Consider the following 23,356-nt stretch of genomic DNA (forward strand, 5'->3'; position numbering starts at 1 on the left):
ATAACCCTGGTTATCAGCTCTTTCAATCTTCTTTGCTGGACTCCAGGCATAGCTCCTGTTGTGATTCATAGGCGTCGACGAAGCGCCGATCCGGCGAGTCGACCAGCAAATCCCCCTTCTCTCACAGGAGCTTCAGCATGCGCAAGATCGCTACCCTCACCCTGCTCGCCACCGGCCTCATCGCGCTCGGCTGCGGTGCCGGCACCACCGAGGACACCACCGGCAAGGCGGAGTCCGGCACCGAGGCGGCCGCCGGTGACACCGACGGCGGCAAGGCGGACGCCGGCAAGAGCGACGACAAGCCGAAGACCGCGAAGATCGGCCAGCCGGCCCGCGACGGCAAGTTCGAGTTCACCGTCAAGTCCGCCAAGTGCGGCGTCAGCAAGGTCGGCTCGTCGGCGTTCGTCGCCAAGGCGCAGGGCCAGTTCTGCCTGGTCACGCTCAACGTGAAGAACATCGGCAAGGAGTCGCAGATGTTCGACGGCAGCAGCCAGAAGGCGTACGCCGCAAACGGCACCGAGTACTCCGCCGACGGTTCGGCCGCCATCTACGCCAACAAGAACGCCGAGACGTTCCTCAACGACATCAACCCCGGCAACCAGGTCACCGGTGTGGTCGTCTTCGACATCCCGAAGGGCGTCAAGCTCGCCCGCCTGGAGCTGCACGACTCGCCGTTCTCCGGCGGCGTGACCGTCTCGCTGAGCTGACCGGACACCGCGGCGGGACGGGGCTAATCCCGTCCCGCACCCCCAACCGAGAGGAACCGCAATGTCCGACCCGACCCAGCCCGCGCCGGCCGAGCAGACCGGCGACGCGACGACGCCGAACCCGCCCGCCGCAGCGAACCGCCCCGCAGGCGCGCGTCCCCTCGTCGCCGGCGGCGTCGTGCTGGCGCTCGCGATCAGCGGCGTCGTCCTGGCCGGCGCGCTCACCGAGGACGACGAGCCGCAGCCGGTCACCGCCGTCACGGCGGCTCAGCGCAGCACCGCCCCCACCTCGGCGTCCCCGTCCGCCGCGCCGACCACGGCGGCCCCGACCACCGCCGCGCCCACCTCTGCCGCGCCGGCCACCACCGAGGCGCCCGCGCCGTCGCCCACCCCGAAGCCGAAGGTCGTCAAGGGACGCGGCGACGACGTGGTGCGCATCCCCGACCTGACCGACCTCGCGGTCGTCAAGTTCACCTGCCGGTGCAGCAGCAACACCGTCCTCACCAGCGACGGCGACGGGTTGCTCGTCAACGAGATCGGCTCCTACACCGGCAAGCGGTGGATCAACCTGGAGGACGGCTCGCTGACCACGCAGTTCGAGATCGAGGCCAGCGGCTCGTGGACGCTGACCATCGGCACCGTCGCGCAGCTGGCCACCACGTCGGAGACCGGAAAGGCGTCCGGCAAGGGTGACGACGTGCTGTTGCTCGGCGGCGACGCCACCGCCGTGCGGATCACCCACCGGCGTGGGTCGTCCAACTTCGTCGTGCACGCGTACTCGCTGGACGACGGCGAGGGCGGCCTGCTCGTCAACGAGATCGGCGCCTACTCCGGCGTCCGCCCGCTCACCACGCCCGCGCTCGTGCAGATCACCGCCGACGGCAACTGGACCGTCGCACCGGCCTGACCATCCGCCCTCCCCCGCCCGTCAGGAGGCACCATGCGACCCGACGAGTTCCGCCACGCCCTGAGCCTGCTCCCCGCACCCCTGTACGACCGCGCGCTGCCGCTGCGCCGCTACGTCTTCCGTACCACCTGCCCGCAGTGCCAGCGCATCGGCGACGCGGTCACCCTCGCCCTGACCGCGGCGCACTACGACCAGCTCGCCTCGGCCGGGCAGCTCCTGGACAACGCCACCCGGCTCGCCGAGGAGCACGGCACCGACTGCCGGCCACAACCCGAGCCGGAACGGGGACGTGGGCAGGTCCAGCGGTGGGCGACGGCGTCCGCACCGGTCGTCGCCGCGACCGACGCGAGCTGGAAGGGCCGTGCCGGCGGCATCGGGTACGTGGTGAGCGACGGCCGGTACGGCCTGCGCAGCCGGGGCACGGGCCGCCTGGACCCGACCGGCGCGTCCCGTGTCCTGATCAACGAGTTGCGGGCGGTGGACTTCCTGCTCACCGCGTACGACGACCCGCCACCGGCGATGACGGTGCTGGTGGACAGCCTCTCCGCGCTGCGGTGGTTGCACCGCTGGCAGTCCGGCACGGTGGCGGACATGCCGGCCGGTTACAGCCTGCGCCGGCGCCGCTGGGCCGATCGGCCGACCCTGGTACGCCTCGCCGACCAGGTGAGCCGTCGACCGGACCTGTCCTTCCAGCACGTCAAGGCGCACAGTGGGCACGCGCTCAACGAGGCCGCCGACGGCCTGTCGCACATGGCCCGGCGCCGCGTCGGGGAGAGCTTCGACGTACGCCCTCGGGCGCGGGCGCTGGCCGAGGCGTTCCTGCGGGACTGGCACGCGAGCCTCGTCCGCTGATCTGTCGCCCCGGCCAGGTCACCAGTCGCGGGCCCACTCCGGCGGCGGCACGACGGCGAGCTGCGGCTCCCCACTGATCGCTTCGAGCGCGTGCACGATCCGCAGGTCCCCGTCGGCGGCGGCGTCGGAGTCGGTCAGCACCCGGCCGCTGCTGCCGTCGGCGCTCACCAGCACCCACCGGTCGGGGTGGATGCCGCCGTCGTCGACGAGCGCCCGTACGCCGAACGCGCGGGCGAGGGTGACCGCGAGATTGCGCTCGCCGTGGCCGGTGGCGGCGGCCAGCTCGGTGTCACCGGTGAGAATCCAGCCGAAGCCCTCGTCCCCGTCGGGCGGGGTGAGCATCGCCACCGGCCGTGGGCCATCGACGGCCCGGTCCTCGACCCGCCCGACGTACATGGTCTCCGGCGCGACGCCGTACTCCGTCAGCAGGAACGCGCGCAGGGCATCCGCCGGTAGCTCGGCGTCGAAGTGGATCCGATACCGCACCCCTACCCCTCTCCGAAGCCGAGCCCGATCCGCCACAGTCTCTTGCCTCAGCAGCCCGCCGGGGAGTTGGCTGTGGCGTATGGCCCGCATCGCGTACCACGACGCGGACGCCGACTCGTTCGCCGCGACCCGGCACCTCACCGACGACGGTCTCACGGCCTGGCGTGCCGCCGTCACCCGGCACCTCGTACCGCGTCCGGGCATGCGACTGCTCGACCTGGGCGCCGGGACCGGCAGCTGGGCGCGCGCGTTCACCGGCTGGTTCCCCGGCGTCGAGGTGGTCGCCGTCGAGCCGTCGGCGGCGATGCGCGCCCGCTGTGGGTTCGCGCCACTGGTCGCAGGCAACGCCGGACACATCCCGCTGGCCGACGGGAGCGTCGGCGGCGCGTGGCTGTCCACGGTCATCCACCACGTATCCGACCTGGCCGCGGCGGCGCGCGAGCTGCGCCGGGTACTGCGGCCGGGCGCCCCGGTGCTGATCCGGTCCGCATTCGCGGGACGGCACGAGGCGATCACGCTGTTCGACTACTTCCCCGAGGCGATCCGCGTGCTGGACACGTACCCGGGCATCGCCGACGTCGAGGCCGCCTTCGCCGCCGCCGGGTTCGCCGCCGCGGCGGTCGAGCAGGTTCCGCAGGTCACCGCGCCGTCGCTGCGGGAGGCGGCGGCCGGCCTGCGCCGGGAGGCGCACACGCCGCTTCAGCTCATCACCGATGCGGAGTACGCCGCCGGCGTCCAGCGGTTGCACGAAGCAGCACAGGCGGACAGCGGCCCGGTGATCGACGCACTGGACCTGCTGGTGCTGCGCTGATCCCGGCATCAGGCCCAAGCAAGGTTAGGGTGGGGCGATGGACCCTCGTCAGTGGACGGTTGTCGGAGCGCCGTCGAGCGCCGGTGCCCACACCCCGGGCATCGAGCGCGCACCCGCCGCCCTGCGCGCCGCGGGTCTGCTCGATCTGCTGGGCGCCGACGTCGAGGACGCCGGTGACGTGCCGGGCTTCCGGTGGCGGCCGGATCCGGCGTACCCCAGGGGTCAGAACGCGGGCGCGGTGGCCGCCGTCGCCTCGGCGGTGGCCGACCGGGTCGCGGCGGCGGTGCGCCGGGGGCGTGCGCCGCTGGTGCTCGGCGGCGACTGCACGGTGACTGTCGGCCTGGTCGCCGGTTGCGCGCGGGCCGGGCTGTCGCCCGCGCTGGTGTACGTGGACGGCGGGCCGGATCTCTACACGCCGGAGACCCGCGCCAACGGCAACCTGGACGCGATGGGGCTGGCGCACATGCTCGGCCTGCCGGGAACGCTGCCCGAGGTGGCGGGCGTCGGGCCGGAGGGGCCGCTGCTGCCGCCGGAGCGGGTGGTGGTGTACGGGGACTCGCTGCCCCGCGGTGACCACGAACGCGAGCTGGTGGCCGAGCTGGGGCTTGCGTACGTGCCGGCCGACGAGGTGCATGCCGACGCTCGGGCGGCGGCGCGCCGGGCCCGGTCGGTGGCCGAGGGTGCGGCCGAACGGTTCGTGGTGCACTTCGACGTGGACGTGCTGAGTTTCGTGGACGCGCCGCTGGCGGACGTGCCGGAGCCGTTCGGGCTCAGCCTCGGCGAGGCGGCGGCGACGCTGGCGGAGCTGGTGGCGAGCCCGCGGTTCGCCGGGTTGTCGGTCACCGAGATCAACCCGGATCATCTGCCCGACGACGAGCTGCTCCCCCGGTTCGCCGGGGTGCTGGCCGGGAGGCTGACCGGGCGCTAGGCGGTCTCCGCGAGGTGCAGCGGCAGCACCTTCGCGGCGCTCACCGCCAGGTCGCGGTCGAGCACCTCGTCGCGGGGCACGAAGACCATCGCCTGTCCCTCGCCGAGCACCACGTCCTCCTGCCGGGCGTCGGTGGCGCCGCGGAAGACGTAGACGGTGACGGTGTGCGGAAAGCCGTCCTCGTGCGGGCGGGGGCCGCTCCACAGCAGGTGCAGCTCACCGGCGGTCAGCCCGGTCTCCTCGCGTAGCTCGCGCCGAGCGGCCTGCTCCGGTGTCTCGCCGGGCTCGATGCTGCCGCCGGGCAGGCTCCACTGGTACGGAGACACCGGCGCGTTGCCGTCGCGGTGCTGCATGAGGATGGCGCCGGTCGGGTCGACGAGCAGGACGAGAGCGACGTCGTATGCGGCCACGCCCCGAGCCTGCCACGCGGCACCGGCGACGCACAGTCCCCGACTTTCCGCCACACCGATCGAAAGTCAGACTCGAAGCACCGAAAGCCATAGACATATCGACATGGCTTTTGTAGCGCCGGCGCACAGGCGATAAGGAGTACGACCATGTGCTACGGATTCGACGGACAGACGGCGCTACGGCAGTCGCTGGACCGGCGCGACCTGCTGCGCGGCTCCCTGGCGGCGCTCGCCGGGATCGGGCTCGCCACCGGGCTCGGCGCGACCGCGGCCCAGGCCGGCGGGCACCATCACGGCCGGCGCCCGGTGCCGAAGGAACTGATCAGCCTCCAGCTCTGGACGGTCCGCGACGCGCTCAACGGCTCGCCCGGCTACGACGCGACGCTGGCGCACCTGGCCCGCATCGGCTACCCGCGGGTCGAGCTGGCGCTCGGCTACTTCGGCCGTACCGCCCGGGAGCTGCGCCGCTTCCTGGACGGCATCGGCATCAAGGCCAGCTCCAGCCACGACGGCATCGCCGCCGACGCCGCCGCGCTGGAACAGAAGATTGCGAACGCCCGGACGCTGGGCCAGCGGTTCATGGTGGTGCCGTACCTGGACTCCGACCGCGAGGACGACTGGAAGCGCTGGGCGGAGCAGATGAACGTCGAGGCCGCCGCCGCGCGCAAGGCGGGCCTGCGGTACGGCTACCACAACCACGCGCACGAGTTCACCATCGACTTCGGCAACGGCAGGCGGCCGTGGGACGTGCTGACCGAGGAACTCGACCCGCGCCTGGTGCACCTGGAGATCGACATCTACTGGGCGGTCACCGGCGGCATCAACTCCGGCGAGGGCGTCGACGACCCGGAGGGCTTCACGCTCGACGTGATCCGCTCGGCGCCGCAGCGGGTGTTGCAGTACCACGTCAAGGACCGCGACCCGGCCACCGGCGACATGGCCGACCTCGGCACCGGAATGATCGACTTCGCGCGGATCTTCCGGGGGCACCAGGTGATGGAGTACATCGTGGAGAACGACACCCCCGACGTGACGCCGCAGCAGACCGCTGCCGTGGGCTACCGCTACCTGCGCCGCCTGCGGTTCTGACCCGCGACGGGGCACTGATCGCCGCCGGACGTGACACGCTCGGGGGTGGCCGCGCCGACCGAGGGGGTACGCGATGACCGACGAGCCGGACGACGTCCACTACGACCGCCTCTATCGCGACGCCGAGCGCCCGCCCTGGGAGATCGGCGGCCCGCAGCCGGCGCTCGCCGCGGTCCTCGACACCGGGGTACGCGGCCCGCGCGTGCTCGACGTCGGCTGCGGCACCGGTGAGCTGGCGCTCGCGCTGGCCCGCCGCGGCCACGACGTGACAGGAGTCGACATCTCACCGGTGGCGATCGACCAGGCCCGGGCCAAGGCCGCCGCGGCGGGCCTGCCGGTGCGCTTCGAGGTGTGCGACGCGACGGCGATCCCGGTGCCGCCGGTGCCGTACGACTCGGTGTTCGACTCCGGCCTGCTGCACTCGCTGGACCGGCGGGGCGCCGCCGTACGCGACTACCTGGCGCTGCTGCCGCGCCTGACCGCGCCCGGTGGTGCGGTGTTCGTCCTGGCGGTGTCGCCGGAGGCGGGCGAGGGCTGGGGCCTGGACGCGGACACGCTGCGCGCGGCCTTCCCCGACCCGCTCTGGACGCAGGTGACGGCCGAGCGGATCGACGTGCTCGCGAGGGTCGGCGGCGCGGACCTGCGCCTGGCTGGCAACCTGCTGCACGCCACCCGCTCCCCCGCCGGCCCGTAGCGCGCCTGGGTGGAACGCCGTCAGCGACGCCACTGCTGGCGTGGGGCGTAGCCCTCGCGGCGCAGCCAGTGCTCGGTGTAGACGATCCGGTCGGCCTCGATCACGACGAGCGGGTCCTCGGGCGGCTCGGACAGCGACCGGCCCCGCTCCGCGTGCTCGTTCTCCCAGCGGAACGCGGCCCAGTGGCGGGCCCGGTCGGGGTGGTCGGGGCCGAGCACCCGGGCGGTGCCGAACACCTGCGCGCCACGGCTGCTGGCCAGGCCGACCAGCGGCGCGAAGACGCCGACCGACACCCGCGGATCGGCGGCGATGTTGCGCATCTTCGGCGAGCGTGGCGCGGCGGTGAACATCAGCGTGAAGTCGAGTGGGTAGTAGCGCACCGGCGTAGCAAGCGGCCCGTCCGGCCCGACGGTGGCGAGCACGCACATGTTCTGCGACGACAGCAGGTTGAGGATGCGCTCCTCCAGGCGGTCCCGGTCCAGCTTCCTCGTCGGCGTCGCACCGGTCAGCCAGGGGTTCGTCAGCGGCACGGTGCGTCCTCGATCATGACGGCACCCTACCGGCCGGGATCAGGCGACCGGCGCGGTGCTGGCCCGCATCACGACCTCGCCGGGCAGGCGCACGATCCGGCGGCGGCGACCGGCGTTCTCGGTCAGGGCCAGCTTCATCGCCTCCTCGCCGAGCCGGTGCAGCGGCAGCGCCACTGTGGTCAGCGGCGGGGTGAGGTCACGCACGACAGGGATGTCGTCGAAACCGGCGACCGAGACGTCGCCGGGCACCGACAGCCCGCGGTCGCGCAACGCCGCGTACGCGCCGACGGCCATCACGTCGGTGCACGCGAAGACGCAGGTGGCGTCGAGCCCGCGGTCGAGCAGCTCGGTCATCGCCCGGTAGCCGCCGTCGCGGGTGAACGCCGCCTCGGCCACCGCGCCCGGGTCGAGCGTGACACCGGCGGCGGCCAGCTCGTCGCGGAACCCGCCGAGCCGGTCGGCGACTGTGGTCAGCTCGGGCGGGCCGGAGAGCACCGCGAAGCGGCGGTGCCCCAGGCCGAGCAGCGCGCGGGCGAGCTCGGCGGCGCCGGCCCGGTTCTCCGGCAGGACACTGTCGACCTTCAGGGTGCGGTGCCGGCTGACCACCGCGACCCGGCCGCCGCCGTCGAGGTAGGGCGCCAGCTCGGCGGCCATGGCCCGCTCCCAGCGGGGGTCCTCGAAGCCGGAGCCGATGAGCAGGATCGCCGGGGCGCGTTCGGCGCGCAGCATCGACACGTACGCGATCTCCCGTTCCGGGTCGCGGAACGTGCTGGCCAGCATGACCAGCAGGTCGTTGTCGGCGGCGACGCGCATGACGCCGCCGGCGACGGCGGCGAAGTAGGGGTCGGTGACGTCGTGGCAGACCACGCCGACGCTGCGCCGGGACGCGCCGGCGAGCGCGCGGGCGTGGGCGTTCGGGGTGTACGCGAGCCGTGCGGCGGCGGCCAGGACGCGGTCGTGCAGGTGCGGGGTGACGCGCCTGCCGTTGAGGGCCCGGGAGGCGGTGGCCAGTGAGACGTCGGCCGCCCTGGCCACGTCTTCCAGCGTCACGTGCGACATCGATGCGTCTCCCTGCGGAACGTCTTGACCCGGTGTTCCGGCGTGGCTACGGTAGCACCCTGAAAGCGCTTACTGAAAGCGCATTCACCGCCGGGAGGCACAGTGGAACGCACGTCCGTCGGCATCATCCTCAACGGCGTCACCGGCCGGATGGGCTACCGGCAGCACCTCGTCCGGTCCCTGCTCGCCATCCGCGAACAGGGCGGCGTGCCGGCCCGCGACGGCAGCCGGATCTGGCCCGAGCTGACACTCGTGGGCCGCGACGAGAACCGGCTCGCCGAGATCGCCGGGCGGCACGGGCTGTCGGCGTACACGACCGACCTGGACGCGGCCCTCGCCGACGACGCCCACCAGATCTACTTCGACGCGCAGGTGACCACCCAGCGGGAGAAGGCGATCCGGGCGGCGATCGAGGCCGGCAAGCACGTCTACACCGAGAAGCCGCTCGCCGAGGGGTTCCTCGCCTCGCTGGAGCTGGCCCGGCTCGCCGCCGCCAAGGGCGTCCGCAACGGCGTCGTGCAGGACAAGCTGTTCCTGCCCGGCCTGCGCAAACTCAAGCGACTCGTGGACGGCGGCTTCTTCGGCCGGATCCTGTCCGTGCGCGGCGAGTTCGGCTACTGGGTCTTCGAGGGCGACTGGCAGGCCGCGCAGCGTCCGAGCTGGAACTACCGCGCCGAGGACGGCGGCGGCATCACGCTGGACATGTTCCCGCACTGGCACTACGTGCTGGAGCAGATCATCGCCCCGGTCACCGCCGTCACCGCTGTCACCGCCACGCACATCCCCGAGCGCGTCGACGAGACCGGCACCCGCTACCGGGCCACCGCCGACGACGCCGCGTACGGCATCTTCGAGCTGGCCGGTGGCATCGTCGCGCAGGTCAACTCCTCCTGGGCGGTCCGCGTGCACCGGGACGAACTGGTCGAGTTCCAGGTCGACGGCACGCACGGCAGCGCCGTGGCCGGGCTGCGCGACTGCCGCATCCAGCACCGGGGCGCCACCCCGATGCCGGTGTGGAACCCCGACCTGCCGGTCACCGAGGCGTTCCGCGCGCAGTGGCAGACAGTGCCGGACAACGGCGAGCACGACAACGCGTTCAAGGTGCAGTGGGAGGCCTTCCTGCGCCACGTCGTCGACGGCGAGCCGTTCCCCTGGGACTTCCTCGCCGGCGCCCGGGGCGTGCAACTGGCCGAGGCCGGGCTGCGCTCGGCCCGCGAGGGGCGGCGGGTGACGATCGAGGAGATCCCCCGGTGAGCACGCACATCACGCTTCCCGCACCGGACGGCGGCACCGAGCGGCTGACGTTGCGGGAACCCCCCGCGTGGCGACGGCCGTCCGGGCCACCGGCAACCCGGATCGCGTACGCGGCCGCGCACGTCGTCGCCGACCCGTACGCCGACAACTCCCCCGCCCGCCCGGCGGGGCTGGACTGGGACGCGACGCTCGCGGTGCGGCGTGACCTGTGGTCGTGGGGCCTCGGTGTGGCCGAGGCGATGGACACCGCGCAGCGCGGGATGGGGCTGGACTGGGCGGCCACCCGCGAGCTGATCCGGCGCAGCGCCGCCGAGGCCGCCGCGTGCGGCGGGCGGATCGTCGCCGGGGCGGGCACCGACCAGCTCACCGGCGTGCCCGGCACGCTCGACGAGGTGGTCGCCGCGTACGCCGAGCAGGTCGCCGTCGTCCAGGAGTACGGCGCCACGCCGGTGCTGATGGCCAGCCGGCACCTCGCCGCGCTCGCCACCGGCCCGGAGGACTACCTGCGCGTCTACGAACGGGTGCTGCGGGAGGCCGGCACGCCGGTGGTGCTGCACTGGCTCGGCGACATGTTCGACCCGGCACTGTCCGGCTACTGGGGCTCGACCGACCTGGACGAGGCCACCGCCACGTTCGCCGCGCTGGTGCACGCCCACGCCGACCTGGTCGACGGGGTGAAGGTGTCGCTGCTGGACGCCGGCCGGGAGGTACGGCTGCGGGAGCTGCTACCGCCCGCGGTGAAGGTCTACACCGGCGACGACTACCACTACCCGGAGCTGATCGAGGGCGACGGTAAGCGGTTCAGCCACGCGCTGCTCGGAGCGTTCGCGGCCATCGCCCCGGCCGCGTCGGCCGCGCTGGGACGGCTCGACGCGGACGATCCGGCCGGGTTCCGGGCGATTCTCGACCCGACGGTGCCGCTGTCCCGGCACCTGTTCGCCCCGCCCACGCCGTACTACAAGACGGGCATCGCGTTCCTGTCCTGGCTGAACGGACGGCAACCGGGCTTCACCATGGTCGGCGGCCTGCACGGCGGGCGCGGCGTCCCGCACCTGGTCGAGGCGTTCCGGCTGGCCGACGCCGCCGGGCTGCTGCGCGACCCGGACCTGGCGGCGCGGCGGATGCGCGCGTACCTGGACGTCGCGGGCGTGCCCGGATGACCGCCGATGCCCGGCTGGCGCGGCTGTCGCTCAACCAGCGCACCACGCAGCGCTGGTCGGTGGCCGAGGCGGTCGACGGCTGCGTACGCGCCGGCATCCCGGCGATCGGGCTGTGGCGCGAGCCGGTGGCCGAGATCGGCGTACCGGCCGCCGCGCGGCTCGTCGCGAATGCCGGGCTCCGGGTGTCGTCGCTGTGCCGGGGCGGGTTCCTCACCGCCGCCGACGACGCCGGCCGGGTCGAGGCGCTCGCCGACAACCGGCGCGCGATCGACGAGGCCGCCGCGCTGGACGCCGCCTGCCTGGTGCTGGTCGTCGGCGGCCTGCCACCCGGCTCCCGCGACCTGGCGGGTGCCCGGCAGCGGGTCGCCGACGCGCTGGCCGAGCTTGCGCCGTACGCCCGCGAGCGGGGGGTACGCCTCGCGCTGGAGCCACTGCACCCGATGTACTGCGCCGACCGGGCGGTGCTGTCCACGCTCGGGCAGGCGCTCGACCTGGCCGAGGCGTTCCCGGCCGAGCAGGTCGGCGTCGTGGTGGACACGTTCCACGTCTGGTGGGATCCGGACGTGTGGCGGCAGATCGCCCGCGCCGGGGCACGGATCGCGAGCTTCCAGGTCTGCGACTTCCTCACCCCGCTGCCGGCCGACGTGCTGCTGGGCCGCGGCATGATGGGCGACGGGCACATCGACTTCCCGCCGCTGCGCCACGCGGTGGAGGCCGCCGGGTACACCGGTGACGTCGAGGTGGAGATCTTCAACGCCGAGGTGTGGGCCACCGACCCGGACCGGGTCCTCGCCACCATGATCGCCCGCTACGTGGAGCGGGTGCTCACCGACTGACCCAGCGTGACGAGTCCGGTCTGTCGGACTAATCAGGTGGCCACCCCCCGGGATCCGGGGGCAGGATCGGGATCATGCCATCCCCGCACATCACCACCCCGATCACCACCGACCTGCTGCGCGGCGCGCTCGACCTGGAACAGACAGCGGACGGGGTGCTGCCGCACCGGCTGCCCGCGTGGGCCCGGGCACAGAACACCGACCCGCAGCTGACGATGGCCGAAGCGATGCCGTCGGGCGTACGGCTGGTGTTCCGTACCCGCGCCACAGTCGTGGAGCTGGACGTGCTGCCCACGAAGATGGTCTACCGGGGCACCGGGCCGCGTCCCGACGGCCGCTACGACCTGGTCGTCGACGGCCGTCTCGCCGGTCAGGCCACCGCCGACGGCGGCAAGGTGCTCACGATCGACCTGGCCGCCGGCACGTCCGGCGTCGAGCCGGGTCCGGTCGGCACGGTGCGCTTCACCGACCTGCCCGCCACCGACAAGGAGGTGGTGATCTGGCTGCCGCACCGGGAGATCACCGAGCTGGTGGCGCTGCGCACGGACGCGCCGGTCGAGCCGGCCGACACGGGTGGCCGCCGGGTGTGGCTGCACCACGGCAGCTCGATCAGCCACGGCTCGGACGCGGAGAGCCCCACCGGCACCTGGCCGGCCGTGGCCGCCACGCTCGCCGGCGTGGAGCTGGTCAACCTGGGGTTCAGCGGCAGCGCGCTGCTCGACCCGTTCACCGCCCGCGCGATGCGCGACACCCCGGCCGACGTGATCAGCGTCAAGATCGGCATCAACGTGGTGAACAGCGACCTGATGCGGCTGCGCGCGTTCGGCCCCGCCGTGCACGGCTTCCTGGACACCATCCGGGAGGGACATCCGCACACGCCGCTGCTGGTCGTGTCGTCGGTCCTGTGCCCGATCCAGGAGGACACGCCCGGCCCGGGCGCGGTCGAGTTCGTCGACGGGAAGGTCCGGTTCCGGGCCACCGGCGACCCGGCCGAGGTGGCCACCGGCCGGCTCACGCTGCGCGTCATCCGCGCCGAGCTGGCCCGGATCGTGGCATCCCGGTCCGGCGCGGACCCGAACCTGCACTACCTCGACGGGCTGGAGCTGTACGGCGAGGCCGACTACGCCGAACTGCCGCTGCCCGACGAGCTGCACCCCGACCCGGCCGCCGACCGCCGCATCGGCGAGCGGTTCGCCGCGCTGGCGTTCGGCCCGAAGGGACCGTTCGCCGCAGCGGAATGACTGACGACCCCTCACGGCGCGGTGTGACCCAGGTCACGCCGCGCCGTGATCCGTCGGAGGTGCCGTGAACGACCAACTGAGCGTGGGAGGAAGTCGACAGGACGAGGAGCGGCTGCTGCGGCGGGTCGCACGCGCCGACCTGGACGCGTTCGACGAGCTGTACCGGCGTACGTCGCCGTGGCTCGCGATCCGGCTGCGGCGGCGGTGCGCGGACGACGGCATCGTCGCCGAGGTCCTCCAGGACACGTACATGACTGTGTGGCGGGCCGCCGGCTCGTTCAGCGGGCTCCGCCCCTCCCCGGACGCTCCGGGCGGTTCGGCGGCCGGCTGGATCTGGACGATCGCGGCCCGGCGCCTGGTCGACGCGCTGCGCCGCCGCGCCCGGGTGCAGGAGGTGCCGACCGACGTGCTTCCGGTCCGCAGCGCGCCGGCCGCCGAGGACGAGGCGCTCGCCGGGTCGTTCGGCTCGGAGGTGGGCGCCGCGCTGGACGCGCTGGCCCCGGAACTGCGGGCGGTGCTCGCCGCCATGGTCCTGGACGGGCTGACCGTCCGGGAGACCTCCGTCCTGCTGGGGGTGCCCGAGGGCACCGTGAAGAGCCGGGCGCGGCGTGCCCGCAACGCCCTACGGGAGGCACTGGCATGACCGCTCACGTTCCCCCGCCGGCACTGGCCGCGTACGCGGCGGGCAGCCCCGACGACGCCGCCACCTGGACGATCGAGGTGCACCTGGAGGGTTGCGCCGAGTGCCGCGACCGGCTCGGCGAGCTGGCCGCCCCGCCACTGCGCGCCCTGCTCGGCGACGCCCGGGAGGCGATCCTGGAACAGGCCCGCACCGGGCCACGACCGGTGCGCCGGCGCCCGCTGCGACAGTGGTGGCTGCGCTGGACCGACTGGTCGCTGCTGGCGTGGGCGGCCATGACGTGCACGGCGATCCTCGCCGCGGTGCTGCTGGACCGCAACTACCCGGAGCAGCCCTCGGCGGTGCTGCTGCTGGCACCTGTGGCGCCGCTCGCAGGGCTCGCGGTGGCCTGGTCCCGCCGCGCCAACCCGAACTGGGAGGTGGTCGCCGGCACCGCCCGCGCGGGGCTGGAACTGCTGCTTCGCCGTACCCTCGCGGTTCTGCTCCTGGTCGCGCCGGTGCTCGCGGTGGCCGGGCTGGCGGTCGGCCGCAACCCCGCGCTGTGGCTGCTGCCCTGCCTGACGTTCACCGCCGCGACGCTGCTGCTCGGCAGCCGCGTCGGCGTGCCGCTGGCCGCCGCCGTCCTCGGCGGTGGCTGGCTCACCGTGGTCGCGGCCGTGTCGTTCACCGGCGACGCCGACGCGGCCCGCGCCGCCGCCGCGACCGAGGCCCTGCTCCGGCCCGCCACCATGCCCGCCTGGGCGGCGGCCGCCGCCGTGCTCACCCTCCTGACCACGCTGCGCGCCGAACACCTGCGGCGGCCCGCCGCCTGGCGCTGACCCCGAAAACCGCACCACCACGACACGGCGCCCGTCCGGTGCCGCGACCGACCCTGCCCGAAGAAGGAGACGACATTGGTACGCGCAGTGAGCGCCGACGAGGTGGCGCCGACCCGGCACGCCTGGCGGATCGAGGCGGTGGGACTGTCGGTGAAGGCCGGGCGGCACCTCGCAGTCGACAACCTGGGCCTGACGCTCGGTGCCGGCGTGCACGGGCTGCTCGGCCCGAACGGCGCCGGCAAGAGCACCCTGATGCGTGCGCTCGCCACAGTGGTCAAGCCGCACGACGGCGTGCTGCGGCTGCTCGGCGCGGACGCCACCGCGTCCCGTGAGCTGCGGCCGGTGCGCCGCCGGCTCGGCTACCTGCCGCAGCAGTTCGGCTACTACCCCCGGTTCACCGTCCGGGAGTACGTCGAGTACGTGGCCTGGCTGCGGGAGATGCCCGCCTCGGCGGTGCCGGGCGCGGCCCAGCGGGCCATCGACCGGGTACGCCTCACCGACCGGGCCGACGCCAAGCTCAAGTCGCTGTCCGGCGGCATGCTGCGACGCGCCGGCATCGCCCAGGCGATCGTGAACGAACCGGACCTGCTGCTGCTCGACGAACCGACAGTCGGCCTGGACCCGGAACAGCGGGTCGAGTTCCGTGAGCTGATCCGGGAACTCGGCGCGGACGCCTGCGTGCTGGTCTCCACCCACCTGGTGGAGGACGTGGTGGCGGCCTGCTCCGACGTCATCCTGATGGACCACGGCACCCGCGTGTTCCAGGGCCTGCCCGCCGACCTGATCCGCCACGGCGAGACCGGCGGCGTCGGCGACAGCGCCGCCGAGCGCGGCTACTCGCACCTCCTCAAGCAGCACCGGAGCGCCTGATGATCCGACAGGTACGCATCGAACTGCGCCGCTCCAACGCGCCGGCCGTGGCGGTGCTGCTGCTGGCCGTCGGCGCCCTCGGCACCGCCAGCATGTACAGCTTCTGGCAGGGACAGTGGCTGCGGCTGGGCTACGTGCACGCCTCCGACGTGTTCTTCCTGATGCCGCTCGCGCTCGCCGGTGGCGCGGTGCTGGGCCGCCGGGACCGGCGTACCCGCGCCGAGGAACTGATGAACAGCACCGGCCGGCCCCGCTGGCAGCGCGCGCTACCAGCGATGGCAGCGCTCGGCGTCGCCGTCGCGGCCGCGCACCTGCTCGTGCTCGCCGCCAGCGCGGCGGTGGTCGCCTCCGGCGGCGCCCACCTCGGCGTACGCGGACTCGCCGGGCCCCTGATCGACGTGCTGGTGCTGGTGGGCGCGGCCTGGATCGGCATGGCGGTCGGCCGGCTGTGGTCCTCACCGCTGCTGCCGCCGCTGCTGGCCGCCGCCGGTCTGGTCGCGCAGGAGGGCACCGCCATGCTCGGCGGTACGGGCAGCCGGCTGACGAACGCGTCCCTCATGATCTCCTGGCCGCCGGACACCCCGTGGGAGACGCTGTCCGACCGGCTGCTGCTGAGCCGCCTCGTGCTGGGCGCCGGGCTGGTCCTGGCCGGCCTGCTGCTGGCGGCAGGAAGATCCTGGCTGACCAGGGCCGGCGCGGCGGCGAGCCTCGCCGGTGGTGTGGCGGGTCTCCTGCTGATCGGCGTACCGGGCCCCGCCGGCATCTGGCAGCTCGATGCGGAAGCACGCCGCTACGTCTGCGCCGACGGCACGCCGCAGGTGTGCGTCACCGCCGTCAACGCGCACCTGCTGCCCGAGGTCACCACCGAGGCCCGCCGAGGGCTGCACGCGCTGGCGAAGCTGCCGAACGCGCCGACCCGCGCGGTGGAACTGCGGCTGGACACCATCGGCAGCAACGACAGCGAGCAGTGGCACCGGCCCAAGCCCACACCCGGCACCGTGCAGTTCCACCTGGAGGTCGACCCGGACACCGGCCGGGCCGCGGACGTGGCCGAGCGCATCGCCATGGGCGGCGGCACCCGGTGGTCCGGCTGCGGGCGCAGCGGCGACGACATCGCCCCGGCGATCGTCGCGGCCTGGCTGCTGGACACCGACACCGTGCGGCTGTGGGACTCCTGGACCGGATACCGGTACGCCGACGAGCAGCAGGAGGAGATCCGGGCCGGGGTGCGGCAACTGCGCGCGCTGCCCGAGCCGGAGCAGTTGCGGCGGGTCACCGCGCTGCGGGACGCGGCCGCGCGGTGCGAGCCGGACCTGATGCCGGCGCTCACCGGCCGGGCCGCGCCGTGACCCGCTGGCTGCCGCTGTACGTGCGGTCCCGCCGGCTACCCGCCGCCCTGGCCGGATCGGCAGTCGCCGTCGCGGTGATGACCGCCTCCTGGTCCGCCTTCAGCGACCGTCCCGAGGTGCCCGCCGGCCTCGCCGTGCTCACCACCGCGATGGCGGTGGCACCGCTCGGGCCGACGCTCGCCGGCACCGACCCGGCGCTGGAGAAGACCGCCGCGTGGCAGTGGGCGCCGCGCCGGGCCGGGCACCTGCTCGCGTACGGGGCGGCGGTGGTCGGGCTGCTGGCCGCCGCCCGCATGCTCGGCGCCGACTTCGGGCCGCTGTCCGTGCTGGCCCGCAACACGGCCGGGCTGACCGGGCTGGTCGGACTCGGGGCCGCGCTCGCCGGCGCGCGGGCCGCCTGGCAGGTGCCGACCGCCTGGGCTGCGCTGGGGGCTTTCCTGGCCGCACCGGGCGGACCGGAGTGGCGGCAGGTCGCGCTGTGGATGGCGCAGGAGCCGGGCAACCGGATCGCCGCGGTCACCGCCACGACGTTCCTCCTCGGCGGCGTCGTCGCGTACGCGCTGCGGGTGGGACCGCAGGTCGCGGCCGCCGAGGCGGCGCTGGAACAGTGACGTGCCGGACCTCGTCGCGCGCCCACAGCGCGCGGCGAGGTCCGGTCAGTCGCCGTCCGCGGCGGCCCACGCCGACACGACGCGCCGCGTCGGGTCACCGCCCTCCGGTCCACGCAGCCGGTCGGTGAGCAGGAATCCGGGCAACCGGAACCGGGCCGCGTGCTCCCGCTCGACGAGCCGGTACGTGCCGCCGCGCCGATCGGGCTGCCATCCGTGCCGCAGGGCGTACTCGATGACGGCGCGTACGTCGGCCGAGGTCGGGTAGGCGTCGTCGACGGCACAGGGCGACCAGCGCGTCCCCCAGGTGGTCGACAGCAGATCTGCCTGGAGCGCCTGGCCCGTCTTCCCGCCGCCCCAGATCCGGAGCCGGATGCAGCGGTGGCAGTCCGTGTCGCCCCGTACCTCGCGGATCTCCGCCCGCCAGGTGAAGGCGCGCCCGTCGATCCACAGTCGCCGCAGCCGGATGCGCACGGCCCGATCATCCGGGACGGCGCCCGCCGTCGCGACGGGTTTTCCCCGGGTCGACGTCAGGCCGGCGGTTCCGTCCGCCGGCGGCGGGTTTCCTCCTCCGTCGTTGTCAGGTCAGCGGCACCCAGTCCAGGGTGGTCATGCCGGACAGGGTGGTCGCCTTGAGACCGGCGTCGGAGACCGTCCAGAGCACACCGTCGATCATCAGCGAGCGGCGGATCGGTGCCCACTCGCCGCCGTCGGCCAGGACGCCCGGGTGGTCGACGGCACCGGCCACTGTGAAGCCCTTGTCGCCGATGCGCAGCGCCAGCACACCGCCGGACGGCGGGCGCCTGGTGCCGTCGGCGCGGTCGGTGACCACGCCCGGCTGCCGCACCGGGAGCACCACCAGGCGCTCGGGCTCCCAGTACAGGAACGCGTGCGGGTCGTGCTCCGCCTCGGACCAGCCGCCCGGGACGTGGTGCTGGGCGATGCGCGCCGGACGGGCCGGGTCGGCCACGTCGAACAGCGACACCTGGGTGCCCGTCACCCGTCCCCGGTCCGTCGCGTCCTGCCCGACCCCGATCAGGCGGCCGTCGCCGGCCGGGTGCAGGTACGCCGAGTACCCGTTGATCTTCAACTCGCCGGTGACCCGGGGCGCGGCCGGGTCGCGCAGGTCCACGCCGTACAGCGGGTCGGTCTGCCGGAACGTGACCACGTAGCCGGTGCCGCCGACGAACCGCACCGCGAAGATCCGCTCGCCCTTGCCCAGGCCGGTCACCGCGCCGACCCGCTTCAGCGTGGCACCGTCGGCGCGCAGCACGTAGACGCCGGACTGCGATGACGTGCCGCGCCCCCAGGTGTCACCCGTCGTGGTCGCCACCCGGAGGTGACCGTCCCACTCGGACAGCGCGTACTGGTTGATCAGCCAGCCGGGCACGGACCCGGCGGCGACGAAGCGTGGCGTGCCCGCCGCGGTGTCGAACTGGTAGATCTCGGTGCTGGTGTCACGTGCCCCGGACGGTCCGCCACGCCACATCCGCCAGCGGTGGTCGTTGGCGACGTAGAGGCGTGCGCCGTTGCTGTAGACGGTGTCGCCGTCGGCGACCACGGTGACCGGGTCACCGGCACCGAGCGCAGCCGCGCCCAGGTCGAAGCTGAGCACCGTCACCATCGACGCGCCGGAGAATCCGGCCGGACGGTTGACCCGGTCGCAGCCGACCCGCCCCGTGCCGACGGTCCGGACGCTGTCGCGGATCTCGTAGCGGGGCAGCCAGTCGTCGAGCGTGGCCTTGTCGATGACCGCCCGGTTGGCGGCGATCCGCTGGGCGTCGGTCCGGCGACCGGACGGGTACGGGAAGTCGAGCCGGGGCGCGGACCGGATCACCACACGGGCGGTCCCGCCGGACTGCCGGGCGTCGACCAGGAGACCGTCCATCCGGTACTCCCCCACCACCCGGGGCGGTCCGGCGAGGTCCACCAGGACGAGCCGGGCCTGCGGGGTCGCGCCCGGGCGCGTCTGCCCGTCCGGTACGGGGCCCTTGACGGTCCGTCCGGCGTGCAGCAGCACGAGCGCCCGGTCACCGTGTAGCAGCAGGCTCCCCTCGTCGCCGGAGAACCGCTCGGCATCGCGGTCGAGCGCCAGCCGGCCGGTCACGCGGCGGCTCGCCGGATCGACCACCGACAGCACGCCCCGGCTGACCGTGACGATCCGCCGCCCGTCGGTCTTGACCAGGTCCGGTTCGTCCACGCCGGCCTCGTGCACGTTGGTGCCGGAGAAGTCGGGCGTGGACGCCGACGCCGCGTCCTTGGCGGCGCCGCCGACCGCCGCCCGTTCCGCGCTGAACTGCATGCGTACGTCCGGGCCGAGACCCCACGGGCCGACCGCCGCCTTCGCGGCCGTGCGGAGCTGCCGCAGCGCCTCGTCGCAGCCGTCGAAAGCCACCAGCCGCAGCCCGCCGGCCGGTACGACCCGCCCGGTGGGCGGCGGGTCGGCGGCCGGCGGTGACGCGGTGCAGCCGGCGAGAGCCAGCGCGGCGGCCATCGTCCATCCAAACGTCCGGGATCCGTGACGGGTCATGCCGGTCAGACGTGGCGGTGACGAGCACGGTTCCCGGCCGTGCCGTTCAACCACCGGCCGTGCCGCTCAACCGCCCGCCATCGCGCCGAGCACGATGAACGGCTCCTTGCCGGCGACCACCTCCTCCGGCAACGGCTCGTCCGGGGACTCGTTGGAGAGGTCCAGCTCGCAGGCGTAGAAGCGGACGAACGGCCGGCGCTTCCCGCTGTGCCGGTCGCGGATCGTGCCGAGCAGCATCGGGTACGCGGTCTCCAGCGCGTCGAGCACCTCCCGCTGGGTGGGCGGCCCGGCCACCTCGACGCGGACCTCGCCGGTGACGTGCGCCAGGTTCTTCAGGTGCGCCGGCAGCACCACCCGGATCACGGCAGCACCTGGACCTCGACCGAGAGCACGCCCGGCAGGTCCCGCACGATCGGCGCCCACGTGTCGCCGCCGTCGGCCGAGTGGTAGACCTGACCGCCCGTGGTGCCGAAGTAGACGCCGCACGGGTCGAGCGTGTCGACGGCCATCGCGTCGCGCAGCACGTTGACGTAGCAGTGCGACTGCGGCAGCCCTTCGGTCAGCGGTTCCCAGTGCTCACCGCCGGTACGGCTGCGGTAGACGCGCAGCTTGCCCTCCGGCGGGTAGTGCAGCGAGTCGCTGGTGATCGGCACCACGTAGACCGTCTCCGGCTCGTGCGCGTGCACCGCGATCGGGAAGCCGAAGTCCGTCGGCAGGTCGCCGCTGACCTCCCGCCAGTTCGCGCCGGCGTCGTCGGTGCGCATGACGTCCCAGTGCTTCTGCATGAACAGCGTGTCCGGCCGGGACGGATGCTGGGCGAGCCGGTGCACGCAGTGCCCCACCTCGGAGTCGGTGTCCGGGATCTCGCCCGAGCGCAGCCCCTTGTTGATCGGCAGCCAGCTCGCGCCGGCGTCGTCGCTGCGGAACGCGCCCGCCGCCGAGATCGCGACGTAGATCCGGTCCCGGTCGGCCGGGTCGAGCAGGATCGTGTGCAGGCACATCCCGCCCGCGCCGGGCTGCCAGGACGGGCCGGTCGGGTGCTGTCGCAGGGCGGTCAGCTCGGACCACTTCTGGCCGCCGTCGGTGGACAGGTAGAGGGCGGCGTCCTCGCCGCCCGCGTACACGGTGTCGGGGTCGTGGCGGGAGGGCTCCAGGTGCCAGATCCGCTTGAACTCCCACGGCCGCGGAGTGCCGTCGTACCAGAGGTGCTGCCCCACCTCGCCGCTGTAGGCGAAGTCGTTGCCGACCGTCGTCCAGGTCCGGCCGCCGTCGTCCGAGCGCTGGATCAGCTGCCCGAACCAGCCGCCGGACTGGGACGCGTACAGCCGGTCCGGTTCGACAGGCGAACCTGTCAGGTGGTAGATCTCCCAGCCGCCGAAGTGCGGCCCGTCGACGGTCCAGTCGTCGCGCTTGCCGTCCGAGGTCAGGATGAACGCGCCCTTGCGCGTGCCGACCAGTACTCGTACGCCGCTCATGTCTCGTCCTCTCGTCCGAGGGGTTCTCCCCGCAATGACCGTGCGGCTCACCGAAACTCATCGCTGTCGTACTCCCCGGCTACGACATTTCCCGGTCGGGCGGGCAGCGTCGGCGCCGCCACGCCGGTGCGGCCGGAATGTCGGGGGGTGCGGCTAGCCTGCGCGCATGACCGGCCCCGGAGACGTCCCGCCCGAGCACCTCGACCGCCTGCGGCCGGTCTGCCTCGGCCTGCCGGAGACCTACGAGGAGGCGGCCTGGGTGGGCGTCCGGTGGCGCGTCCGCGGCCGCACGTTCGCCCACGTGCTCACCGTCGACCCGGGCCACCAGGCGGCGTACGCACGGGCCGCGGCGACCGACGAGCCGGTCTGCGTGATGACGTTCCGCTCCCCCGGCGACGAGATCGCCGGGCTGCTCGCGGCCGGGCCGCACTTCTTCAAGCCGGACTGGGCCGCCGACGTGGTCGGGCTGCGGCTCGACGCGGACACGGACTGGACCGAGGTCGCCGAACTGCTCACCGAGAGCTACTGCGTGCTGGCCCCGAAGAAACTGGTCGCGCTCGTCGACCGGCCGGGCTGAGTCAGCCGAGCTTCTTGCGCAGCGTCTCGAACGCCAGGTCCGCCCGCAGCGGCACGCCGAACCGCTCGTCGCCGTACGGGAACGGGCTCAGCTCGCCGGTGCGGACGTAACCGCGCCGCTCGTACCAGCCGATCAGGTCGTCGCGCTGGACGATCACGGTCATCCGCATCTCACCGGCGTGCCACTGCTCGGCCGCGTAGCGCTCGGCCTCGGCCAGCAGATCCCGGCCCACGCCGCCGCCCTGCCGGCCGGGCGCGACAGCGAACATCCCGAAGTAGACGTGGTCGTCGCGGCGCTCCAGCTGGCAGCAGGCCACCAGGTCGCCGTCCTGCTCGGCGACCAGCACCACGCCGTCCGGGCCGGTGACCGCGGCGGTCACCATCGCCGGGTCGGTGCGCTGCCCGGCCAGCAGGTCCGCCTCGTGGGTCCAGCCCTGCCGGCTGCGCTCACCCCGGTACGCCGACTCGATCAGGTCGACGAGGGCTGCCACGTCTTCGGGACGGGCGACCCGGACGGTACGGGGTGCGGGGCTGGTCATGGCGGTTCTCCACGGTCGCGGCGGCGTACCTGGTCAGCGTACGCACGCTGGTGTCCCGGACGGCGGCCGGGACCACCGGGCGGGACGGTTCGTGGTTCACTGCCCGGCATGGAGACGACAGTCGGCACGGCGGGCCTGCCAGCGGTCCTCGACCTGCCGGCCGGGCCGGTACGCGGCGGCCTGGTGGTGCTGCACGGCTCGCACGCCGAGCAGCACTCCTACTTCCTCTACGCGCACCTGGCCCGGCTGCTGCCTCCGGCCGGGATCGCGGTGCTGCGCTACGACCGCCGCCCCCGGGTCGACGGGCACGACGTGCCGCTGGCCGACCAGGCCGAGGACGCGTCGGCGGCCGTGGCGGAGCTGCGCCGGCACGTCGGGTCGGCGCCGGTCGGGCTGTGGGGTTTCAGCCAGGGCGCGTGGGCGGCGGCCCTGACCGCCGCCCGGCACCCGGTCGACTTCCTGGTGCTGGTCGGGTGCAGCGCGGTGAGCCCCGCGGTCCAGATGCGCCACGGCACCGCCGAGCAGCTCCGCCGCAACGGCTACGGCCCGGCCGACCTCGCCGAGCTGGCCGAGCTGCGCCGCGTCGCCGAGGGATTCCAGCGCGGCGACGTGCCGCGCGCGGAGGCACAGGCGGCGATCGATGCGGCGGCCCGCCGCCGGTGGTTCCCGCTGGCGTTCCTGCCGAACGAACTGCCCGCGACGCCCGGCACCTGGACCGACATGGACTACGACCCGGCGCCGGTGCTGGCGCGGCTGACCTGCCCGGTGCTGCTCTGCTACGGCGAGACCGACGCGTGGATCCCGATCGAGGACAGCCTCGCGGTGTGGCGGCGGGCGGCGCGCGACGCCGAACTGACGGTGGCCCGGCTGGCCGGCTGCGACCACGCCCCTACGCTCGGCGAGGGCGAGGATCTGGACAGCGTCAGCCCGCAGTACGAGCGGGTGCTGCTGGACTGGCTCGACCGGCGGCTGCCGCCCGCGGGCTGA

The 23,356-nt window shown here is 74.0% G+C and carries 27 protein-coding genes; 18 read left to right on the forward strand and 9 right to left on the reverse strand.

The annotated features are described in order from the left end of the window. Nucleotides 1-137: 137 nt before the first annotated feature. From FB455_RS27770 to FB455_RS27780, 3 genes are all read left to right on the forward strand, one after another. On the forward strand, nucleotides 138-707 hold the full coding sequence (locus FB455_RS27770) for a DUF4352 domain-containing protein (protein WP_145755328.1): 570 nt from the start codon (nucleotides 138-140) through the stop codon (nucleotides 705-707). A 61-nt stretch (nucleotides 708-768) separates the two neighbouring features. Next, nucleotides 769-1,614, forward strand: coding sequence for a hypothetical protein (locus tag FB455_RS27775; protein WP_145755329.1), 846 nt, complete (start codon nucleotides 769-771; stop codon nucleotides 1,612-1,614). A gap of 33 nt (nucleotides 1,615-1,647) precedes the next feature. After that, nucleotides 1,648-2,466, forward strand: coding sequence for an RNase H family protein (locus FB455_RS27780; RefSeq protein WP_145755330.1), 819 nt, complete (start codon nucleotides 1,648-1,650; stop codon nucleotides 2,464-2,466). Between the two features lie 18 nt (nucleotides 2,467-2,484). On the opposite strand, the gene FB455_RS27785 is transcribed toward FB455_RS27780, so the two are convergent. Beyond that, nucleotides 2,485-2,952 (reverse strand): hypothetical protein, encoded by a 468-nt coding sequence (locus FB455_RS27785; RefSeq protein ID WP_486481604.1) that lies wholly within the window; start codon nucleotides 2,950-2,952, stop codon nucleotides 2,485-2,487. A 79-nt stretch (nucleotides 2,953-3,031) separates the two neighbouring features. Between FB455_RS27785 and FB455_RS27790 the strand changes: the two genes are divergently transcribed. After that, a complete protein-coding gene (locus tag FB455_RS27790) occupies nucleotides 3,032-3,763 on the forward strand; it encodes a methyltransferase domain-containing protein (protein WP_145755331.1) in 732 nt (243 codons plus the stop codon). 37 nt (nucleotides 3,764-3,800) lie between these two features. Further along, nucleotides 3,801-4,691: an arginase family protein gene (locus FB455_RS27795; protein ID WP_145755332.1), complete on the forward strand. Its 891-nt coding sequence runs from the start codon at nucleotides 3,801-3,803 to the stop codon at nucleotides 4,689-4,691. Here FB455_RS27795 and FB455_RS27800 read toward each other — a convergent pair. Further along, nucleotides 4,688-5,101, reverse strand: a complete 414-nt coding sequence (locus FB455_RS27800; protein ID WP_013286202.1) for an NUDIX hydrolase — start codon at nucleotides 5,099-5,101, stop codon at nucleotides 4,688-4,690. The two genes, FB455_RS27795 and FB455_RS27800, sit on opposite strands and share 4 nt — an antisense overlap. A 147-nt stretch (nucleotides 5,102-5,248) precedes the next feature. Here FB455_RS27800 and FB455_RS27805 point away from each other — a divergent pair, with 147 nt between their 5' ends. Both FB455_RS27805 and FB455_RS27810 read left to right on the forward strand, forming a co-directional pair. Further along, a complete protein-coding gene (locus FB455_RS27805; protein WP_145755333.1) occupies nucleotides 5,249-6,190 on the forward strand; it encodes a sugar phosphate isomerase/epimerase family protein in 942 nt (313 codons plus the stop codon). A 73-nt stretch (nucleotides 6,191-6,263) separates the two neighbouring features. Further along, entirely contained in the window at nucleotides 6,264-6,884 is a 621-nt protein-coding gene (locus FB455_RS27810; RefSeq protein WP_013286200.1) for a class I SAM-dependent methyltransferase, read from the forward strand. A 20-nt stretch (nucleotides 6,885-6,904) separates the two neighbouring features. Here the strand turns inward: FB455_RS27810 and FB455_RS27815 are convergent, their stop codons facing one another. After that, nucleotides 6,905-7,414 carry a pyridoxamine 5'-phosphate oxidase family protein gene (locus tag FB455_RS27815; RefSeq protein WP_145755334.1) on the reverse strand — a complete coding sequence of 170 codons (510 nt, stop codon included), beginning with the start codon at nucleotides 7,412-7,414 and terminating at the stop codon, nucleotides 6,905-6,907. Nucleotides 7,415-7,453: 39 nt separating this feature from the next. After that, a complete protein-coding gene (locus tag FB455_RS27820) occupies nucleotides 7,454-8,473 on the reverse strand; it encodes a LacI family DNA-binding transcriptional regulator (protein ID WP_013286198.1) in 1,020 nt (339 codons plus the stop codon). 102 nt (nucleotides 8,474-8,575) lie between these two features. Between FB455_RS27820 and FB455_RS27825 the strand changes: the two genes are divergently transcribed. The 9 genes from FB455_RS27825 to FB455_RS27865 all read left to right on the forward strand — a co-directional run bounded on the left by FB455_RS27825 (nucleotide 8,576) and on the right by FB455_RS27865 (nucleotide 17,252). Beyond that, the gene (locus tag FB455_RS27825; protein ID WP_013476892.1) at nucleotides 8,576-9,727 is read left to right on the forward strand and encodes a Gfo/Idh/MocA family protein; all 1,152 of its coding nucleotides are present in this window, start codon (nucleotides 8,576-8,578) and stop codon (nucleotides 9,725-9,727) included. Further along, the gene (locus FB455_RS27830; RefSeq protein ID WP_145755335.1) at nucleotides 9,724-10,887 is read left to right on the forward strand and encodes a dihydrodipicolinate synthase family protein; all 1,164 of its coding nucleotides are present in this window, start codon (nucleotides 9,724-9,726) and stop codon (nucleotides 10,885-10,887) included. Before FB455_RS27825 ends, FB455_RS27830 begins: the two co-directional genes overlap by 4 nt. Next, nucleotides 10,884-11,723 (forward strand): sugar phosphate isomerase/epimerase family protein, encoded by an 840-nt coding sequence (locus FB455_RS27835; RefSeq protein WP_013286195.1) that lies wholly within the window; start codon nucleotides 10,884-10,886, stop codon nucleotides 11,721-11,723. The genes FB455_RS27830 and FB455_RS27835 overlap by 4 nt, the downstream gene beginning before the upstream one ends. A gap of 74 nt (nucleotides 11,724-11,797) precedes the next feature. Beyond that, nucleotides 11,798-12,964 carry an SGNH/GDSL hydrolase family protein gene (locus FB455_RS27840; protein ID WP_145755336.1) on the forward strand — a complete coding sequence of 389 codons (1,167 nt, stop codon included), beginning with the start codon at nucleotides 11,798-11,800 and terminating at the stop codon, nucleotides 12,962-12,964. A gap of 64 nt (nucleotides 12,965-13,028) precedes the next feature. Further along, entirely contained in the window at nucleotides 13,029-13,607 is a 579-nt protein-coding gene (locus tag FB455_RS27845) for an RNA polymerase sigma factor (RefSeq protein WP_145755337.1), read from the forward strand. Then, nucleotides 13,604-14,422, forward strand: a complete 819-nt coding sequence (locus FB455_RS27850) for a hypothetical protein (RefSeq protein ID WP_091328029.1) — start codon at nucleotides 13,604-13,606, stop codon at nucleotides 14,420-14,422. Before FB455_RS27845 ends, FB455_RS27850 begins: the two co-directional genes overlap by 4 nt. Before the next feature lie 75 nt (nucleotides 14,423-14,497). After that, on the forward strand, nucleotides 14,498-15,292 hold the full coding sequence (locus FB455_RS27855; protein WP_145755338.1) for an ATP-binding cassette domain-containing protein: 795 nt from the start codon (nucleotides 14,498-14,500) through the stop codon (nucleotides 15,290-15,292). Next, nucleotides 15,292-16,641 (forward strand): hypothetical protein, encoded by a 1,350-nt coding sequence (locus FB455_RS27860; protein ID WP_145755339.1) that lies wholly within the window; start codon nucleotides 15,292-15,294, stop codon nucleotides 16,639-16,641. The genes FB455_RS27855 and FB455_RS27860 overlap by 1 nt, the downstream gene beginning before the upstream one ends. Beyond that, entirely contained in the window at nucleotides 16,638-17,252 is a 615-nt protein-coding gene (locus tag FB455_RS27865; RefSeq protein ID WP_030272439.1) for a hypothetical protein, read from the forward strand. Before FB455_RS27860 ends, FB455_RS27865 begins: the two co-directional genes overlap by 4 nt. A gap of 45 nt (nucleotides 17,253-17,297) precedes the next feature. On the opposite strand, the gene FB455_RS27870 is transcribed toward FB455_RS27865, so the two are convergent. The 4 genes from FB455_RS27870 to FB455_RS27885 all read right to left on the reverse strand — a co-directional run bounded on the left by FB455_RS27870 (nucleotide 17,298) and on the right by FB455_RS27885 (nucleotide 21,254). Next, the gene (locus tag FB455_RS27870) at nucleotides 17,298-17,723 is read right to left on the reverse strand and encodes a hypothetical protein (RefSeq protein WP_030272441.1); all 426 of its coding nucleotides are present in this window, start codon (nucleotides 17,721-17,723) and stop codon (nucleotides 17,298-17,300) included. Between the two features lie 106 nt (nucleotides 17,724-17,829). Beyond that, a complete protein-coding gene (locus FB455_RS27875) occupies nucleotides 17,830-19,743 on the reverse strand; it encodes a beta-propeller domain-containing protein (RefSeq protein WP_145755340.1) in 1,914 nt (637 codons plus the stop codon). Nucleotides 19,744-19,845: 102 nt separating this feature from the next. After that, complete coding sequence (locus FB455_RS27880; RefSeq protein ID WP_013476902.1) at nucleotides 19,846-20,142, reverse strand: MoaD/ThiS family protein; 297 nt, start codon at nucleotides 20,140-20,142, stop codon at nucleotides 19,846-19,848. Next, entirely contained in the window at nucleotides 20,139-21,254 is a 1,116-nt protein-coding gene (locus FB455_RS27885) for a WD40/YVTN/BNR-like repeat-containing protein (RefSeq protein WP_013286185.1), read from the reverse strand. Before FB455_RS27885 ends, FB455_RS27880 begins: the two co-directional genes overlap by 4 nt. A gap of 166 nt (nucleotides 21,255-21,420) precedes the next feature. On the opposite strand from FB455_RS27885, the gene FB455_RS27890 reads away from it, so the two are divergent. Beyond that, nucleotides 21,421-21,831 (forward strand): MmcQ/YjbR family DNA-binding protein, encoded by a 411-nt coding sequence (locus tag FB455_RS27890; protein WP_030272444.1) that lies wholly within the window; start codon nucleotides 21,421-21,423, stop codon nucleotides 21,829-21,831. A 1-nt stretch (nucleotide 21,832) separates the two neighbouring features. Here the strand turns inward: FB455_RS27890 and FB455_RS27895 are convergent, their stop codons facing one another. Beyond that, nucleotides 21,833-22,369, reverse strand: coding sequence for a GNAT family N-acetyltransferase (locus FB455_RS27895; RefSeq protein ID WP_013286183.1), 537 nt, complete (start codon nucleotides 22,367-22,369; stop codon nucleotides 21,833-21,835). A 108-nt stretch (nucleotides 22,370-22,477) separates the two neighbouring features. Between FB455_RS27895 and FB455_RS27900 the strand changes: the two genes are divergently transcribed. Beyond that, nucleotides 22,478-23,356, forward strand: coding sequence for an alpha/beta hydrolase family protein (locus FB455_RS27900; protein WP_145755341.1), 879 nt, complete (start codon nucleotides 22,478-22,480; stop codon nucleotides 23,354-23,356).

Source organism: Micromonospora sp. CNZ296 (assembly GCF_007827635.1).